General features: G+C 61.7%; 17 protein-coding genes. 9 read left to right on the top strand and 8 right to left on the bottom strand.

The window, feature by feature from the left end; genetic code table 11:
- The first annotated feature begins 59 nt into the window (after nt 1-59).
- The 4 genes from QN224_RS27260 (at nt 60) to QN224_RS27275 (ending at nt 2405) form a co-directional block, all read left to right on the top strand.
- Complete coding sequence (locus QN224_RS27260) at nt 60-992, top strand: VOC family protein (protein ID WP_283979168.1); 933 nt, start codon at nt 60-62, stop codon at nt 990-992.
- 123 nt (nt 993-1115) lie between these two features.
- Nucleotides 1116-1718 (top strand): alpha/beta hydrolase, encoded by a 603-nt coding sequence (locus QN224_RS27265; protein WP_283979193.1) that lies wholly within the window; start codon nt 1116-1118, stop codon nt 1716-1718.
- Nucleotides 1719-1776: 58 nt separating this feature from the next.
- Entirely contained in the window at nt 1777-2022 is a 246-nt protein-coding gene (locus QN224_RS27270; RefSeq protein WP_283979169.1) for a type II toxin-antitoxin system prevent-host-death family antitoxin, read from the top strand.
- Nucleotides 2019-2405: a type II toxin-antitoxin system VapC family toxin gene (locus tag QN224_RS27275; RefSeq protein ID WP_283979170.1), complete on the top strand. Its 387-nt coding sequence runs from the start codon at nt 2019-2021 to the stop codon at nt 2403-2405. The genes QN224_RS27270 and QN224_RS27275 overlap by 4 nt, the downstream gene beginning before the upstream one ends.
- A 5-nt stretch (nt 2406-2410) precedes the next feature.
- On the opposite strand, the gene QN224_RS27280 is transcribed toward QN224_RS27275, so the two are convergent.
- The 8 genes from QN224_RS27280 to QN224_RS27315 all read right to left on the bottom strand — a co-directional run bounded on the left by QN224_RS27280 (nt 2411) and on the right by QN224_RS27315 (nt 11644).
- Entirely contained in the window at nt 2411-3523 is a 1113-nt protein-coding gene (locus tag QN224_RS27280; protein ID WP_283979171.1) for an ABC transporter permease, read from the bottom strand.
- Nucleotide 3524: 1 nt separating this feature from the next.
- Nucleotides 3525-4679 carry an ABC transporter permease gene (locus QN224_RS27285; protein ID WP_283979172.1) on the bottom strand — a complete coding sequence of 385 codons (1155 nt, stop codon included), beginning with the start codon at nt 4677-4679 and terminating at the stop codon, nt 3525-3527.
- Nucleotides 4676-6421, bottom strand: coding sequence for an ATP-binding cassette domain-containing protein (locus tag QN224_RS27290; protein ID WP_283979173.1), 1746 nt, complete (start codon nt 6419-6421; stop codon nt 4676-4678). The genes QN224_RS27285 and QN224_RS27290 overlap by 4 nt, the downstream gene beginning before the upstream one ends.
- A complete protein-coding gene (hlyD, locus tag QN224_RS27295) occupies nt 6418-7425 on the bottom strand; it encodes a secretion protein HlyD (RefSeq protein ID WP_283979174.1) in 1008 nt (335 codons plus the stop codon). Before hlyD ends, QN224_RS27290 begins: the two co-directional genes overlap by 4 nt.
- Nucleotides 7422-8126 carry a CerR family C-terminal domain-containing protein gene (locus tag QN224_RS27300; RefSeq protein WP_283979175.1) on the bottom strand — a complete coding sequence of 235 codons (705 nt, stop codon included), beginning with the start codon at nt 8124-8126 and terminating at the stop codon, nt 7422-7424. Before QN224_RS27300 ends, hlyD begins: the two co-directional genes overlap by 4 nt.
- A gap of 161 nt (nt 8127-8287) precedes the next feature.
- Nucleotides 8288-9469: an HPP family protein gene (locus QN224_RS27305; RefSeq protein ID WP_283979176.1), complete on the bottom strand. Its 1182-nt coding sequence runs from the start codon at nt 9467-9469 to the stop codon at nt 8288-8290.
- Between the two features lie 151 nt (nt 9470-9620).
- A complete protein-coding gene (locus QN224_RS27310; RefSeq protein WP_283979177.1) occupies nt 9621-10973 on the bottom strand; it encodes a HAMP domain-containing sensor histidine kinase in 1353 nt (450 codons plus the stop codon).
- Nucleotides 10970-11644, bottom strand: a complete 675-nt coding sequence (locus QN224_RS27315) for a response regulator transcription factor (RefSeq protein ID WP_173512441.1) — start codon at nt 11642-11644, stop codon at nt 10970-10972. The genes QN224_RS27310 and QN224_RS27315 overlap by 4 nt, the downstream gene beginning before the upstream one ends.
- Here QN224_RS27315 and QN224_RS27320 point away from each other — a divergent pair.
- From QN224_RS27320 to QN224_RS27340, 5 genes are all read left to right on the top strand, one after another.
- The gene (locus QN224_RS27320; RefSeq protein WP_173512442.1) at nt 11643-11834 is read left to right on the top strand and encodes a hypothetical protein; all 192 of its coding nucleotides are present in this window, start codon (nt 11643-11645) and stop codon (nt 11832-11834) included. The genes QN224_RS27315 and QN224_RS27320 overlap by 2 nt on opposite strands.
- 157 nt (nt 11835-11991) lie before the next feature.
- Nucleotides 11992-13689, top strand: coding sequence for a phosphoethanolamine--lipid A transferase (locus tag QN224_RS27325; protein ID WP_283979178.1), 1698 nt, complete (start codon nt 11992-11994; stop codon nt 13687-13689).
- 179 nt (nt 13690-13868) lie between these two features.
- Nucleotides 13869-14249, top strand: a complete 381-nt coding sequence (locus tag QN224_RS27330) for a hypothetical protein (RefSeq protein WP_173512444.1) — start codon at nt 13869-13871, stop codon at nt 14247-14249.
- Between the two features lie 204 nt (nt 14250-14453).
- A complete protein-coding gene (locus QN224_RS27335; RefSeq protein WP_283979179.1) occupies nt 14454-15116 on the top strand; it encodes a metallophosphoesterase family protein in 663 nt (220 codons plus the stop codon).
- Nucleotides 15117-15217: 101 nt separating this feature from the next.
- The gene (locus QN224_RS27340; RefSeq protein ID WP_283979194.1) at nt 15218-15892 is read left to right on the top strand and encodes an HAD family hydrolase; all 675 of its coding nucleotides are present in this window, start codon (nt 15218-15220) and stop codon (nt 15890-15892) included.
- The last annotated feature ends 76 nt before the right edge of the window (nt 15893-15968 follow it).

Genomic DNA, 15968 nt, shown 5'->3' on the forward strand with positions numbered 1-15968 from the left:
GAGCGCATTTATGCGTCATCAACGAGCCCGATTGGAGACGGGCAGAAAGGAATATGACAATGCTCGACCAGATCAAGGGCCTGCATCACGTCACGTCGATGGCGGACGACGCCCGCACCAACAACCAGTTTTTCACCAGCACGCTCGGCTTGCGTCGCGTGAAGAAGACCGTGAACTTCGATTCACCGGACGTCTACCACCTCTACTATGGTGACGAGACCGGGACGCCCGGCACCGTGATGACCTATTTCCCGTTTCCGCAGATGCCGCGCGGTCGCGCCGGCACCGGAGAGGTCGGGACGACCGTCTTCTCCGTTCCCGTCGGTTCCCTAGGCTTCTGGCGGGATCGCTTGAGCAAGCTTGGCATCACGGGCCTCAAGGACGAGGAAACCTTCGGTGAGAAGCGGCTGAACTTTGCCGGCCCCGATGGCGACGGCTTCGCTCTGGTCGAGGCAAGGGACGATCCGCGCACGCCTTGGACCGAGGGCGGCATTTCCGAGGACCACGGGATCCGTGGTTTCCATTCGGTCGCTATGCGGTTGCGCGATGAGGGCGCCACTTCCGAACTGCTCAAGTTCATGGGCTATGAGGAACTCGACCGGAAGGATGGCGTCACCCGGCTGATCGTGCCCGGCGGTAACAGCGCGAGCCTCGTCGATCTCGAAACGCTGCCGAACGTCAATCGTGCGGCGCAAGGCGCCGGCTCCGTGCACCATGTTGCCTTCGCGGTCGACAATCGCGAAAAGCAGCTGGAAGTACGCAAGGCGCTGATGGACACCGGCTATCACGTCACCCCGGTAATCGACCGCGACTACTTCTGGGCGATCTACTTCAGGACGCCGGGCGGCGTCCTCTTCGAGATCGCGACGAACGAACCCGGTTTTGCCCGTGACGAGGAGGTCGCTCATCTCGGCGAGGCACTGAAACTGCCGCAGCAGCACAAGCATCTGCGCCCGATCCTGGAAAGCCACCTGCAGAAGCTTGAAGCGTAACCTTCCGCTCCGCTGCGGCCGAGATTCCTCCTCCGTTTCACGCGGGGGAGGGCGATGCAGCTTGATGAGACGAGCAAGTATGGCACCGCCCGCGCGGGCGGGCCGGGTGTCAAGGAGAGTTCAATGGTCGACCACGGCTATGCGCATAAATTGAAAGCCGGCAAACCCGGCAGTCCGATCCTCTTCGTGCTTCACGGTACCGGAGGAGACGAAAACCAGTTCTTCACCTTCGGTTCACAACTCTTGCCCGAGGCAACGATCGTGTCGCCGCGCGGCGACGTATCCGAATATGGCGCGGCGCGCTTCTTCAGGCGCACCGGCGAGGGCGTCTACGATATGGCGGATCTCGCGCGCGCCACGACGAAGCTGGCAAATTTCGCCAAGACGCTTGCAGCCGAGCATGAAGCCTCGGAGGTAATCGGCCTCGGCTATTCCAACGGTGCAAATATCCTTGCCAATGTCATGATCGAGGAAGGCGTCTTTGACAGGGCGGTGCTGATGCACCCGCTGATCCCGTTCAAGCCGAAAGCCAATCCGAAGCTGGAGGGCCGGGGCATACTGATTACCGCCGGGGAGCGCGATCCGATCTGCCCGGCGCCACTGACGCAATCGCTCGCCGATTACTTCAAGGCTCAGAAGGCGGCGGTGACCATTGAGTGGCATTCTGGCGGCCATGATATCCGGCAGAACGAGATTGCTGCGGTTGAACGGTTCGTGAAAGCTTGAAAGCCACGCTGGGTTGAACTAAGTTTGATAAACTAAGTTCAACCCAGCGGAGGCAGTGGTGGAAACCGTCAATATTCACGAGGCCAAGACCCATTTGTCGCGGCTGGTCGAAAAGGCGGCGAGGGGGGAGCCGTTCATCATCGCCAAGGCGGGAAAGCCAATGGTGAAGGTGGTTGCCCTCGATCAGCCTTCCGAGACCGATAAGCAGCGGCTCGGCTTCATGACCGGCCAGATCGTCGTGCCGGACGATTTCGATCGTATGGGAAGCGATGAGATTGAAAATCTCTTCGGCACCGGCGGATGAATATTCTGCTTGATACGCACATACTTCTCTGGGTAGCCGGTACTCCCGACCGGTTGCCGCAGGAAGCCCGGGCGCTCATAGAAAGCCGGGAGAACATCCTCTTTTTCAGTGCGGCGAGCCTCTGGGAAATCGCCATCAAGCGCGGCCTCGGGCGCCCTGATTTCGAGGCCGATCCTCGGCTGCTGCGCCGTGGCTTGTTGGACAACGGCTATGAGGAACTGTCCGTCAGCAGTGCACACGCGGTAGAAATCGACCAACTCCCCCTAATCCACAAAGACCCCTTCGATCGTATTCTGATCGCCCAGTCGATAGTCGAGGGTGTGACATTGCTCACCGCGGACGAGATCGTCGGAAAGTATCCCGGACCAATCCGGCTTGTCTGACCTTGCTACTCCAGCCGGCTACGGAACAGCCAGGCGGCGGCAGAAAGTGTCACGACGGCGATCAGGCAGAGCGGCACGGTCTGATGCACGACCTCGGCGAGCGGGATATCCTTCAGGAACACGCCTTTCACGATCACCAGAAAGTAACGCAGCGGATTGACGAGCGTGATCGGCTGCAGCCAGGACGGCATGTTCTCGATCGGCGTCGCAAACCCCGACAAGAGCATGGCGGGAACCATGAACAGGAAGGCTCCGAGGATTGCCTGTTGCTGCGTCATCGACAGCGCCGATATGAACAGGCCGAGACCGACGACGGAGGCGAGATAGAAGATCGCGCTGCCGTAAAGCAGGAAGAGCGAGCCGCGCAACGGCACGCCAAAGATGAACACGGCTGCGAGAACATAGATCGTGATGTGGAAGAGCCCGATCATCATCGGCGGTATCAGCTTGCCGATAAGGATTTCATGGGTGCGGAGCGGAGACACGATAAGCTGATCGAACGTCCCGAGCTCGCGCTCGCGGGCGACCGACAGAGCCGTGACGATCAGCCCGATCAGAAGCGCAATGCTCGCCACCAGGTTCGGCACCATGAACCATTGGAAGGTGAGGTTGGGATTGAACCAGTTGCGCGCCTCGACCCTGATCACGTCGGACGCTGCACGGTTCCCCGCGGGGGTTTCCGCGGCGAGCGTGCCGACGATCTGGCCCAGATAACCGGAAACGATCTGCGAGGCGTTGGAACGCCGCCCGTCGAGGATCACTTGAACTTCAGCCGGCCGTCCCGCCTCGATGTCGCGGGAGAAGGTCGGGCCGATTTCCAGCGCGGCTAGCACGCGCTGGGTATCGATGGCGAGCCGGACTTCCGCCGGGTTGTTCGCTCGGGTAATGGTTCGGAAGGTCGGTGACCCGCCGATCCGCTGGACCAGTTCCTGGCTCCAATGGCCGGTATCACGGTCGAGCACCATCAGGTCGACGTTCTTCACCTCCAACGTCGCTGCGTAGGAAAAGACGAGCAGCTGGATGATGGGCGGGCCGATCAGGATGGCGCGGCCCTTTGGATCGCGCAGCACCGCCAGAAGTTCCTTGATGATCAGCGCCTTCAACCGTGTCCACCACATGTCAGCCGATCCTCTTTCTGGTGCTGCGTGCGGCCAGCGCGAAGAAGACGCTGCCGATAAGAAGCATCATCGCGATCGCACGCGCGAACATCGGCCAGATGTCGCCGGCCAGAAACACCGTCTGCAGGCTGGGGATCAGATAGCGTGCGGGCACAATGAACGTGATCCATTGGATAACGGTCGGCATCGAATTGATCTCGAAGAGGAAGCCCGAAAGCAGGAAAGCCGGCAGGAAGGCCGTTATCAGCGCGAGCTGCGATGCGAGGAACTGGTTCTTGGTGGCTGCCGAGATCAGCAATCCCTGTCCGAGGGCTGGCATCAGGAACGTGGCGGAGAGCGCGTAAAGTGCTGCGACCGAGCCGCGGAAAGGCACACCGAAGAGGAAGACCGCAAGCAGGACGCAGAGCGTCATCGACGTGAGCCCGAGAATGAAATAGGGCAAGAGCTTGCCGGCAAGGAGCTCGGCGGCGGAGACGGGTGTCGCCATCATCGCCTCCATCGTCCCGCGCTCCCATTCCCGCGCGACCACGAGCGAAGTCAGCAACGTGCCGACCAGGGTCATGACGATGGCGATTGATCCGGGAACGAGGAAATTGCGGCTCGTCAGCTCCGGATTGAACCAGAAGCGCTGTTCGGCGGCGATTGCCGGAGAGCGCCCCACGCCCTCGGTGAAACGCTGGCGCTCCCAGTTGGCGACCGTGCCCTGCGCATAGTTCTGCACGAAATTCGCCGTGTTCGGATCCGAACCGTCGACGATCACTTGGACTGCCGGGTGGCGTCCCGCGGCATGGTCCGACGCAAAGCTTGCCGGTATAACCAGAATGCCACGCACGCGGCCGAGCACGAGATCATCCTCGAATTCGCGCCGGTCGTGGCCGTTGACGACAGCGAAATAGCGTGACGCTTGAAAGCTTGCGGCGAGATCGCGTGTCAGCGGCGTTACCTCCTCGACCACCAGTGCAACACGCGTCCGCGTCGTATCGAGCGAAACGCCGTAGCCGAAGAGGAAGAGCAGGATCAGCGGCAGCACGAAAGCGATCAGGATACTGCTCGGGTCGCGCACGATCTGGTAGCTTTCCTTACGCACGAGGGCGGCGAAGCGCCGCGCCCTGCCGGCGCGCTGTTCACGGCCGTCGCTCTTGCGGATCCTGTTCATGCCGCTTCCTTCGCCTCCGAGCCCTGGACCAGCGCGATAAACGCGTCTTCCATCGTCGGATCCGGAAGGTCCTTGTTGGCGACCCGCTTCTTCATCTCATCCGGCGAGCCGAGCGCGATCGATCTGCCGCGATAAATCAGCGAGATACGGTCGCAATATTCCGCCTCGTCCATGAAGTGGGTGGTGACAAGAACGGTCACGCCCTTTTCCACGAGGCCGTTGATGTGGGTCCAGAATTCGCGCCGTGTGATCGGATCGACACCGGAAGTTGGTTCGTCGAGAAAGAGCACTTCCGGTTCGTGCAGCACCGCGCAGGCAAGCGCTAAGCGCTGCTTGAGGCCGAGCGGCAGGTCCTTGGCGGACATGTCATGGATCGGCCGGAAATCGAAGATCTCAGTCATCAGCTCGATGCGCTCGCGCCGTTTCGGGCCGGAAAGCCCGTAGACGCCCGCAAAGAAGTTCAGATTCTGGATGACGCTGAGATCACCATAGAGGGAGAATTTCTGCGCCATGTAGCCGAGCCGGTTGCGTGCAGCCGCCGCATCCCGCCTGAGATCGAAGCCGGCAACCCGACCTTCGCCGGCCGTTGGCTTCAACAGGCCGCAAAGCATCTTGAACGTGGTCGACTTGCCCGCGCCGTTCGGACCGAGTAGGCCGAAAATCTCACCGCGCGGGATATCGAAGGTGATATTGTCGGCGGCGGTGAAGTCGCCGAAGCGCTTCGTCAGGCCGCGCGCCTCGATGACCGACTTGCCCTCGTCAGCGGCAAAGGGCCGCTGGGTCTCGGCGAGTTTCGAGCGGCCGCCAGGTCCGCCGCCAAGCATGTCGACAAAGGCGTCTTCGAAGCGGGGCGGCGCAATATCGGTGCGCCGGACGGTCGCGGCGTCCTCTTTCGCGAGCAACGGCGGCTTGAGCCCAGGCTTCATCACCAGCCGGATCGCCTCGCCCTGGATGACACCGTCCACCACGCCTTCGTCATCGAGAAAACGCGCGAGCTTCTCGCGGCGGCGACCTTCGATGCCGGTTACACGAAACACGCGATCTTCGACGCGTTCCGTCATGTCCTGCGGCCGGCCGGCGAAAAGCAAGCGACCCTGATTGAACAGGAAGACATGGTCACAGGCCTCCGCCTCTTCGAGATAGGCCGTTGACCAGACGACACCGATGCCCTCGGCCGTAAGGTCTTCGACCATCTTCCAGAGATCACGCCGCGAAATCGGATCGACCCCGACGCCCGGCTCGTCGAGCAGCAGAAGGCGCGGCTTGCGCAGAAGCGCGCATGCGAGGCCGAGCTTCTGCTTCATGCCGCCAGAGAGTTTTCCGGCAAGGCGCGTTGTGAAGCGCCCCAGATCGGTAAATTCGAGAAGCTCGCCGAACGTAGCAGCGCGCTCGTCCTTCGGCAGACCGCGAAGGTCGGCATAAAGGTCGAGGTTTTCCTGAACCGACAGGTCTTCGTAGAGGCCGAAGCGTTGCGGCATGTAACCGATTGCTGCCTGGATGCTCGCCGGATCCGTGCGCGTGTCGTAGCCGAGCACTTCGACCGTGCCCGCATCGGGCAGCATGAGCCCGGTCATCAGGCGGATCAGCGTCGTCTTGCCGGCGCCGTCGGGACCAACGAGGCCGGTGATCCGCCCGCCAGCAATCGTACCATCGATCGCATCGAGGGCAGGCGCCGGAGCACCGAACCGCTTGGTGACACCCGTCAACCTGACGAAGGGGGCGACATCAGGGGCGGGGGTCACGATGTGGTCTCCCCTGCTGTCGGGAGATGAATGGTGACCGGCATGCCCTGGCGCAGGTTCGTGCCGGGATTGGTGACCACGAGCCGCAGCCGGTAGACGAGATCCGTCCTCAGTTCAGGCGTTTCCACCGATTTCGGCGTGAATTCCGCGACGGGCGAGATGAAGCCGACGGTCGCCTCATAGGCCCGGTTGGGGGCAGTGTCGGAGGTGACTTTGACCTTCATCCCGGGATGAACGCGGCCAAGATCCGGCTCAGCGACATAGGCGCGGACCCAGACCGGTTCGGTCAACGAGATCACATAAACATTATCCGCCGGGGAGACGATGGCGCCAGTCTCGCGGACACGCGACAGGACGACGCCGGCGTTTGGGGCGACGAGCTCGGCATCCTTGAGTGATGTGCGGGCACTTGCGAGCTTCGCCGTTGCGGCATTCACCTGCGCTTGCGCCGTGGCGATATCTTCCGCGCGGCTACCCTCTTCGAGCAGCGCCAGAGCCTGGCGCGCCGAGGTCGCGCGTGCCGTAGCGGCGGCGCGCATGGCGCTCGCCTGATCAAGTTCCGCCTGGGAGATCGCACCGTTCGGCCGCAGTCGCCGTGCGCGCTCATAGGCCAGGCTGGCATTTTCCAGCTCGGCGAGGCGCTCTTCATGGACGGCGCGCGCCTGCGCGATTTCGGTCGCCCGCGCACCTGCCTTGAGCTTGGCAAGCGTGGCGCTCAAGGCCTCGACCTCCGCCTTGGCTGCGTCGGCCGCCTGCTCGAATGGTTCGGCGTCGAGCTTTGCAATCACGTCGCCGGCCTTCACGGCATCGCCTTCGTCGACACGAAGCTCCGCGATGCGGCCGCTGACACGAAAACCGAGCGACACCTGCCGGATATCGACATTGCCGTAAAGCACTGTCTGGCGATTGTCCTCAGCCCAGCCGAGCCGCGCCGGCAGGTCGAACCACCAGCCCCCGGCCGCAGCAACGGCGAGCAGGAGGGCGGGGATAGCGATTTTCTTCATGACTGGTGGTCCTTCTCAGCGCTGAGCACGGCAACGAGTTCGGCCGCGTGATGGCGCAGGATTTCGAGCTCGTGCGGCCCGGCGGTTTTCCATTCCAGCTGGGCATAGACGGCGGCATGGGCCATCCGAAACACGAGGACGCCTCCGCCGAAGGACAGCGTCCTCAGGCGGATGCGCTCGGAGGCGGGATCATCGCCGAGAATGGTTCCGATGAGCCGCCGCGCCATCTCGATCATCGGCCGCATGATGCTGCGGTAGATGCGCGCAAAAGCCTCGGTGGGCTCCATCTGCTCGCGAATGATGAATCGCGCCCAGCTTTCCGATTGTTCGCTGACGAAGAGCACGATCATTCTCTGGACCATCTGGGTCAGAAGGGCGCGCGCCTCGGCAGGGGCCATTTCCTTTCCATCGGCATCGAGTTGTTCGAAGCGCGTGAGAATGGCGCTTCGCAAATCCGCGACATGCCCGCCAATGATCGAAGCTAGGTGCTCTGCAGCGGCGATATAGAGGCCTTCCTTGCCGCCGAAATAATAGGGGATGGCCTGTAGGTTGACGCCCGCCGTGTCGGCGAGTTTGCGGGTCGTTGCGCCATCGAAGCCATAGCGCCCGAAGACGTCGATGGAGGCGCTGAGGAGCTTCTCCCGGGTAACGTCACCGCGGTCGGCTCGGAGCTGTGGAGTGGGGTCGTTGTCCTTCATCATGCGCTTAAATTACCTCATTCGACCGATTAAGTCAATCGAATGAATTTGTGACAGGCCGCGGGCGTGAAGGGGCCGGCCCGCACGCGGAAAGCGGCTGGCGCTGATTAAGGCGAAATGGATAAAGGCGTTAGCTTTTAAGGAGAGTCAGGCGCCCCGCGGGCTCAGGCGACGTTCCGGGAATCCTCGGCGCTGTCGAGCCGCCGCTGGAACAAGGCGGCGATAAGGTCGGACTGCGTTACGATGCCCACCACGCCGTTGTCCGCGTCGACCACCGGCATATGGTGCAGGCCCATGTCGGCCATCGGCGGGACGAGCTTTGCAATCATTGTTTCCGGCAAAGCCGACTGGACACGTCGCGTCATGATGTCGGACACCACACGCGGTCCCGTGGTCGGCAGACCGATAATATTGCCGATTCGCTGACGCAGGCCGATCTGCAGCCGGCCGTCGGAAGTCAGCGTCGAGTGCTTCATGAAGTCTGTTTGGGTGATGATGCCGACAAGCCCGTCCTTTTCGGTTACGACCGGCAGGGCCTTGATACGGTGTTCGAGCAGCATTTTCCACGCTTGGCGGAGAGAGGCTTGCGGCGCAACGGTCGCAACGTCACGCGACATGATCTCTCCGCAGGTGATTTCGCCGGAGCGACGTTCGAACGCGCGGATCTGCGCCTGGTGAACAAAGGTATCGAGTTCCTCGGGGCTGATGTCGACGACCTCGCCATATTGCGCCAGCACGGACTGCAGGTCTTCCGGTACGACGCCGAGGCGATGACTGGGCAAAGGATCCTGCGTGTTGTGCGGGTTCGCGGCAGGCGCGAGATGCGGATAGCGACGGCCGGTCAGGTTGTTGAAGACGAGCGCGACGACAAGGATGAGAAGGGAGTTGACCGCGACCGGAGAGAGCACGAAGCCGTATCCGGCCTGGTGTATCGCCGGCCCGCCGAGAACGGCGGTCAGCGCGACAGCGCCGCTTGGAGGGTGAAGGCAACCGAGCATCAGCATCGCGCCGATGGCGACCGCAACCGCAACCGCGGCTGCAACAACTGGATCGGGAATAAACAGCGCGCAGGTTACGCCGACTGTCGATGAAACGACATTGCCGCCGAGGATCGACCAAGGCTGCGCGAGGGGACTAGATGGAGCGGCAAAGAGCAGAACCGCCGAGGCTCCCATCGGGGCAATGAGAAGCGGCAGGCTCGCATCGGCGCCAATGGCGAGCGAGCTGATAAATCCCGTCAGCAATATTCCGAGCAGGGCGCCGCAGGACGAGCGCAGCCGCTCCCATCGGCCGACCGGTACGAGGGATGGGACGAAACGCCGGAAGAAGACCGTGGCCCTGGACATGCATGCTCGCTGCGAAAGGAAGAATTGCACAGGCGCATAGCATGTGATCGCTGATTGAGCACGAAATTCGCATCCATAAAAAAGGGCTGGATTAAAAAATATGCATCGTGCCTATGAAATGTCCAGCGGTCGAGCCATTCACGGGCGGACGTCAGGCTACCGCAGAAAAATCGATCGTGATCTTTGTTCCCTGATCGGGCGCGGTGTCGATTGAGACTCGCGCCTTGTGCAACGCGCTTATCCGGTGGACGATCTTCAAGCCGAGGCCGAGCTGACCCGAGCGTTTGATGTAGCCGAGGTCATCGTTATGTTCCGGCAAGTCGACCAACCCCTTGCCGTTGTCTTCCACCGAGACCTGCGGGCCGGGTCCGCAGGTCACCACGATGCGGGTGCCAGGCGGATTATGCTTGACGGCATTCTCGATCAGGTTGCGCAGCATGTTCTCAACGAGCGCCGGGATAACGGTGACGGGCGCCGTGCCATGGTCGGCGAACTCGATCGACTTGCCCTGGTCGAAAACGAACGGCGCCGTCGTCTCCGTAACCTCCGCTCCGATCACCGAGAGGCTTGCCCGCTGGTAGGCCGAGGGATCGACGGCATCGGCGCGGGCGAGCGACGTCAGTTGCTCGAGGATGTGCGTGAGGGCGTCAAGGTCGCGCTCGGCATTGCGGGCACGCGGATCGGCGATGCGGCTCAGTTCCATCTTGGCGATTGAAACGGGCGTCCGTATTTCGTGGGCGATCGAGGATGAAAACACCTTCTGCGACTGTATCAGGTCACCAACGCGGGCGAGCAGCCGGTTGACCGCGCTGACAAGACGTTCGATTTCCAGCGGCATTCGGGTTGCCGGCAGGCGCGCGCCGCTGTCGCGCGGATCGATTGCATCGGCTGCCTTGACGGCCACTGCGACCGGGCGGAGAGCGCTGCGTATCGACCAGATCGTCGCGCCGATGACGAGACAGAACATCAGCGTCATCGGCACGATCATCGAATCGAACATCTCATGAAGCAGGGCGCTGTACATGAAGCCGTTCGGGTCCTTGAGGATTGCGAGCTCGACGAGAACCGGCACGCCATCGCGCTCGAAGGACTGGCCGCCGGCGATGCTGAACGGTTTACCCGGGGCGATCAGCCGTTTCCAGAAGTTCGGCGCGTTGATGCTGAGCGGCAAAAAATGTGCGGCGCATTCCGTCGTGCAATTGGAGAAGAGCACCGAGCCGGAGGCGGTACGCACCCGGAGGTAGATCGCGCCATCCCGGCCGTGGCGTTCCAGGTAACGCTCGCGCAATTCATGATCCGGCTCGTAGGTGAGGACGCCGTCCCGGTTCGCGATCGCCCTTGATAGCGTCTCTGTCTCCTGCTGCAGCAGGAGCACGCTGAGCTTGTCATCGTCAAACCAGTAGTCGGCGAAGACTACGCCGATTTGCAGCGCCATCGCGAGCAATGAAAAGGCGACGATGCGCCGCGCAACAATGCCGATCAGCGACGGATTTGCTCTTTTCATGAAGCCGTCCTGAGGAGGTACCCTATTCCGCGCACGGTCTCGATCTGAACTCCGCTTTCGAGCGGCAGCAGCCGTTTACGCACTCGGGAAACGGCAAGCTCCAGCGCGTTCGAGCTGATCTCCTGTCCATATTCCGAGAGCGCGGTCTCGAGCCGGCGCTTCGGAACGACGCGGTCGACCTCGCGCATCAGGATCTCGATTAAGGAACGCTCGCGCGGCGGCAACGGAACAGTGGCGCCGGCGCAGGTAAGGTCGGCGGTCGCCGGATCGTAGCGCAAGGCCCCGGCCTCCAGCACCGGCTGTATAGCGTACGGATTTCGCCTCAGCATGGCCCGGCACCGCGAGAGCAATTCGCGATGATGGAAGGGTTTGACGAGATAGTCGTCGGCGCCGGCATCGAGCCCCATGATGCGTTCATCGACCGACCCGCGGGCCGTGATGATCAGCACCGGCAGTCCCGGATGCTCCTGCCGAATCCGCTTGATCAGATCGAGGCCGTCACCATCCGGCAGGCCGAGGTCGAGAAGCACGAGATCATGCTCCCGCGCGGCGATCGCCGCCTCGGCGTCCTGAAGGGTCGAGACCGCATCAAGCCGCCAGCCCGCATCACGCATGGTCTCTCCCACGAGTTCGATCAGGCGAGGGCTGTCTTCTACGAGAAGGAGGCGCATGGAGTTCCTGAAATCAAGCCTTCCGACGGACGGCCGCGATCGATCATATGAGGTTTTCCTCGAGGAGCCAACGTTCAACGAGGGCAGCAAAAGTGCGAGCCGGGTGGCGGCTGCCTTGGCAAAACAAACCGTATTAGCTGTCAAACAGCTGTCCGATTTTTCAAAAAATGCCGACGTCGTCCCGCTGTAGAGCTCCAACCATCTCCCGACAGGACTTCGACAGCTTGCCCGCAGTAGTGCCGGAGGGGGCCGACGTGGCGACGATCCGGCCGCACGCCGGCAAAGACGGCTGATGGCGCGCGCCTCCATCCGTCATGAGCCGTGGCTCGCCTTTTGGAGATCGTGTTTTGACCTTTTCAAGAATTCGCCGGCCCGAGATCGGTAGCGTGGTCTTGAGCGCCCTTGTTGCCGCTTACTTGCTCCTGGCCACCAACAATTCCTTCTGGAACCGTGCAGCGAGCTATTTCGATAGCTCAAAAGCGAGCCTGCTACTCTTCGGTGCCGCGCTCTACCTGGCGCTGTTTGCCATACTGATCCCGATGTCGATCAAATATCTGATGAAGCCGGCGCTGATTTTCTTCATCCTGGTATCGGCATCCGCTTCCTATGTTGGCGACGCATTCGGTATCATCGTTGACAGGGACATGATCGGCAATGCCGTGGTTACGACACCGGCCGAGGCCAGTCATTTCCTGACGGGCAGCCTTGCGCAGCACCTGGTGATCTATGCTCTCCTTCCTTCGCTCCTTGTGGCGTGGGTGAAGGTCCGTCATCGTCGCTTTTTGCTGAAGTTTGTCGTCAATCTTCTTTTCTTTACTGTAGCGCTTTTTGCCGCTGGTGGTCTGATCTATTCCAACTTTGCAACATTTGCCTATGTGCTGCGCGAGCACACGGATTTGATGAAGAGGTTCAATCCTACCGGGCCGCTCGTCGCGGCGGCGCGCTATGGCCTTTCGACCTACCGGGAGCGCAATCTCGTCGTCCAGCCGCTCGGAACCGACGCGCGGCAGGGTGGCCGTATTGCACAAGCCGGGAAGCCGGTGGTCGTTGTCATCGTTGCGGGTGAGACGGCGCGAGCGATGAATTTTTCGCTCGACGGCTACGACCGCGAGACCAATCCGGAACTGAAGGCGCTCGGCGTCGTCAATTATTCCAATACGACGAGTTGCGGCACGGCGACAGCAGTCTCGCTGCCTTGCATGTTTTCGGTCTACCCGCGCGATGAGTACAGCGACTGGAAGGCGCGTTCGACCGAGAACCTCGTAAACGTCCTGACCCACGCCGGCGTGTCCGTAAGCTGGTGGGACAACAATACGGGCAGCAAAGGCATCGCCGATCTCATCAGCTTCGCCAGCATGACCAAACAGAAGGGTAGCCCGCTGTGCAGCAGGGGAGAATGCCTCGACGAAATATTCCTCGGAGAACTGGATAGCAAGCTTGGCGCTACGACAGGAAACAGCGTCATCGTGCTGCATCAGCTCGGCAGTCATGGGCCGTCCTACTATCGGCGTTATCCCGAAGCATTCCGCCGCTTCACGCCCGATTGCCGCACGGCGGAACTGATGCGCTGCACGACCGCCGAGATCGTCAACGCCTATGACAACACCATTCTTTACACCGACCATGTCCTCGCGAGCGTCGCCAAACTCCTGGAAAAGCATCAGGATCGCCTCGCTGGAGCGATGATCTACATGTCTGATCACGGCGAGTCGCTCGGCGAGAACGGTATCTATCTGCATGGCGCGCCCTATGCCATCGCGCCGAAAGAGCAAACGCGAGTGCCCTTCATCGCCTGGTTCTCCAAGCCATACCAGACGGCGATGGGGGTCGATACCGACTGCCTCGCCAAAGAGAAAGACCAGCCGAGATCGCATGACAATCTGTTCCATACGGTGCTCGGAATGATGGATGTGCAAACCAAGACCTACAATCGCGCCCTCGACGCGTTCGCCGCGTGCACACGCCCCGATGCACAAAAACCTGCATCCGGATTCCACGCCGTGGACAGCCAACCGGTTGTTGGTACGGCATCGGGCGTGCTCTGACGTGCCAAGAGAGGGACACGATCAATCCCGTTCCCGCGCCAAGCTGTTGGCAGGGGCGCAAATCTGCTAGACTCGGCGAACGAGGATGCCATCCGAAGGTTTCTCGTAAATGGCCGCTGGGCGCCCGATCAAGTTCATCGTGACCTTGGTGGCAGAAGCGCGGAAGGAAGGATCGATCGATGCAGTTCGTCGGGATTCAGGTCTATGCGGAGCGCGGCGGCAAGACGGGTTTCACGGTCGAATTCGTGGGCGCGACCGGAGAGATCGTGTCGGTTTCCTGCCCGCAGAACGCCGAGGGCACCCTCAACCGGTTGAACGTCGTGGCGCGGGCAAAACAGGTTCTTGCCGCCGCGATCGGGGCGGACGAAGCTCTTCTCGCGATCTCCGGGACCAAGCGATCGCCATCCGTCCCGCAAGGCGCTCTCGCCAACGCGCGCCAGGCTCACGATCAGCACGCCATGGAAGAACAGCTGGAGGAGGGGCTCGAAGATACCTTTCCTGCAAGCGACCCGGTGTCTATCGTGAGTTCCGCGATCCCGAAGGGCTCTTCGCACAGTTGAAGGCTCCACGCGACGTGAAAAGGCTGCCGTAACGTTTTGAGTTCCCGTGTAATTTTTCACAAGCGGATTCTCTTCTGGAAAAATATGCGGTAGAGCTTGTGCCCCACAGCCGGCGCCTCCAGATTGGCAGCCCCCATTTCCAGCGACGGTCGATGCTCATCCAGCGGAGAACGCCGCCTTGGACGAGTGCAGGAGATCCGATGCATGAATGCCCGACGTCTCACCTTTGCAGTCGGTGACATTCACGGATGTTTGGCGCAGCTCGAAGCCTTGCTTTCAAGCATTGAATCCTCCGTGCCGGGAGGCAGGATCATTTTCCTCGGCGACCTGATCGACCGCGGGCCCGAAAGCCGTGGCGTGGTCGAGCGGATCATGGCAGGCCCGACAAAAGCCGGCTGGGAATGGCTGACCCTCAAGGGCAACCACGAAGAGATGCTGCTGGCTGCGCGGAGAGGCTATGCCGAGATGAGCGCCTGGCTCATGAACGGCGGCGACGAGACCATGGCTTCCTATGGCGGCGCAATACCCCTGAGCCATCTCGTCTGGATGGCGGAGAGGCCGTCGATCATCGTCGATCGCTATCGCATTTTCGCGCATGCCGGGGTCGACGAGAACATCCCGTTGGACCAGCAGGGCGACGACATCCTGCTTTGGATCAGGACGCCGTCGAACCATTCCGGCAACTACTGGGGCAAGCATCTGTGCCACGGTCACACACCGAGCCGAAGCAATCCGAGGACCGTCGGCAACAGGACCAATGTCGACTCCGGAGCCGTCTTCGGCGGCGTGCTTTCCTGCGCCGTTTTCGATGACGACAAGCCGGGAGGCCCGATCGGCTTTCTCGTCACCGAGAGCGCGGACGGCTAGACGCTCGCTCCGGTAATATCCGCGTGAAAGCGGATTGTGCCGCCGCGCGCGAGGCGATACTTGTGCGCCTGTCGCTCGTATTCATCACCTGGGGGATTGGCTTGGATCATTTGAATTCGTCGCTTTTCACGAAAAGATTCGCCGCCCTGTTGTTCGATATGGACGGAACACTGCTCAACTCGATGGCCGTCGTCGAACGGGTCTGGGGAGCCTGGGCAGTTCGCAACGGGGTTGATCGCGAGATTCTGATGAAGTCCGTGCACGGCGTGCGTGCGGTCGACACGATCGGCAGACTTGGCCTCGCCGTTGATGCGGAGCTCGAAGCGCGCGAGCTGGCCGCAGCGGAAATTGCAGACGTCGACGGCATCATCGAAATTCCCGGCGCCGTTGCTTTTCTGAACTCACTGCCGCCGGAGAAGTGGGCGATCGTCACGTCGGCACCGCTTGAACTTGCCGTTCGCCGCCTTGCTGCCGCAGGTATCCCGACGCCGCGGCTAATGATAACCGGCGAAGACGTCTCTGCCGGCAAACCCGATCCGCAAGGCTACCTTCTTGCCGCCGGAAAGCTCGGCGTCCGCGCCGAGGACTGCCTCGTCTTCGAAGATGCGCCGGCCGGCATTCTTGCGGGCACGTCCGCGGGGGCCGAAGTCGCGGTCATCACCGGCGCTCATGTTGCGGCAGCGGACGCGCCACATGTCACGCTCGCACACTACGCCGACGTCGAAGCTCGCCTCGGCGAGGACGGATGGTTGTCTCTGCATCGGCTTCATCGCTAACTCGCCATATCTGCATTCATGACATCCGTCGACGTGCGTTGGACGCGCGGCGCTTCGGCATTGGCTGACCGAAACG

Source organism: Sinorhizobium sp. 7-81, from assembly GCF_030124405.1.
In the GTDB taxonomy this organism is placed as follows: domain Bacteria; phylum Pseudomonadota; class Alphaproteobacteria; order Rhizobiales; family Rhizobiaceae; genus Sinorhizobium; species Sinorhizobium psoraleae.